Source organism: Pseudomonas syringae pv. cilantro (assembly GCF_001293775.1).
GTDB lineage: Bacteria > Pseudomonadota > Gammaproteobacteria > Pseudomonadales > Pseudomonadaceae > Aquipseudomonas > Aquipseudomonas syringae_P.
In genome coordinates this window covers 1-1,489 of sequence record NZ_LGLN01000087.1, presented here as the reverse complement: position 1 = coordinate 1,489, position 1,489 = coordinate 1, and the positions used below count along the sequence as shown (strand labels likewise).

At 58.2% G+C, this 1,489-nt stretch carries 1 protein-coding gene and 1 pseudogene; both read right to left on the bottom strand.

The window, feature by feature from the left end:
- Positions 1-77 precede the first annotated feature (77 nt).
- The gene (locus tag ABJ99_RS24835; protein ID WP_054088055.1) at positions 78-362 is read right to left on the bottom strand and encodes a hypothetical protein; all 285 of its coding nucleotides are present in this window, start codon (positions 360-362) and stop codon (positions 78-80) included.
- A 26-nt stretch (positions 363-388) separates the two neighbouring features.
- Positions 389-1,489 (bottom strand): annotated as a pseudogene (locus ABJ99_RS24830) (type IA DNA topoisomerase); the annotation flags it as partial.

The window sequence follows — 1,489 nt, the reverse complement described above, 5'->3', positions numbered from 1 at the left end:
TCTTGTCCGCAGGTGCCTACCAGGATCACTTTATTGATGCCACGCGCCATGATTGCGCTCCTTCTTCAATGAGTTCGTTAAGGGGTGTCTTCGTTCGGGTCAAACACGAATATATTGCTCAGAAGCTCGCGGCCTCGGGCTGTGGTCTGTTCAACTGGGCCCAGCAGCAATGCCGTTTTGCCGTCTGCCGACAACTCAAACTCTGCAAAACAGGTGTCACAATCCACCCGTCGCCAGGTCATGTCCCACGCTCTGACGTTGACGATATCGACGGTCGCGGGGGTTTCGCAGTTGGGGCAGTGCGCCGTCATCGTTTCGCCGTCTGGCCACTGAGCCGCCTTGGGCTGTTGTTCCTCTGGCATAGCTAATGCCTCCTTTGAAGATGGGGTCATGCGCGCTTTGGTTTGCGGCTGAACACGAATTCTAGCTTCGCTTCGTGATTGAGCTTCAGGGCCGCTTCAAAGGACTTGCCGGTTTTCTTGCTGTGAAAACCCTTCAGTACGCCGGTCTTGCCATTCGTCAGCAGCGCCTCGATCTGGCCGGGCGACAGCATCTTGCCGCTGACTTCCGGATGGAACTTGAAGGGGCAGGCGCGACATCCGATCACTCGCGGGGTAACGGCCAGTTCACTGCCGCACATGGGGCACTTGGCGTTCAGGCTTTCCAGTACCGGCTTCCCGTCACCCTGCACGTTGCCCAGGTCGATGTTCTGCACCTGGTGGGCAATGAAGTCCTCCAGTTCGTCCAGGAACGCGTCCACGGTCAGTTCACCGGCCTCGATCATCTGTTGCTGTTCATGCCAGAGCGCGGTCATGTCCGGCGTGGTCGCAATCGTTGGCAACGCAGCGATGAATTCCAGGCCCAACGCTGTGGGGATCAGTTTTTTCTTCTCTACCGCGTAAAAACCACGCTCCTGAAGCTTGGCCAGCATCGCGGCGCGGGTCGCCGCAGTGCCGATGCCGCCGTTCTCGTCTTTTTTGCCCTGGTCGCGGGCGATCAGCAGCTGCTTGATACGTGGATCTGTCACATACTTGGCGACACGACGTAGATCCTTGAGCAGCTCGCCTTCGGTGTAGAGCGGCAGAGGCTTGGTTTTTTCTTTGGTTACCGTGATGCCGTCGCATACCCCGGCCTCCGACTTTCAGATCCGCTAGAGCATCGAAGGGGCTCGCAACCTCAGCAGTGTCCGATGCGTCTTCGTCTTGCTCGTTTTCCTCAGTGACCTGCGCTGTCCAGCCGGGGTGCGTCACTTTGGTGGAGCGCGCAACGAAGGTGTGTCCGCTCACGCCAAGACGCACTTCGGCACTGAGGTAGCGCTTATCGGGCATGAATAGCGCGACGTAGCGTTTGACGATGGCCAAGTACACGGCGCGTTCATCGGTGTTCAGCTGGGTAACGTCGATCTTGACCGCTGTAGGGATGATCGCGGTGTGGGCAGAGACTTTGCTGTCGTCGAAAGCCCGGCTTTTGCGTTCCGAATTCACTTCGG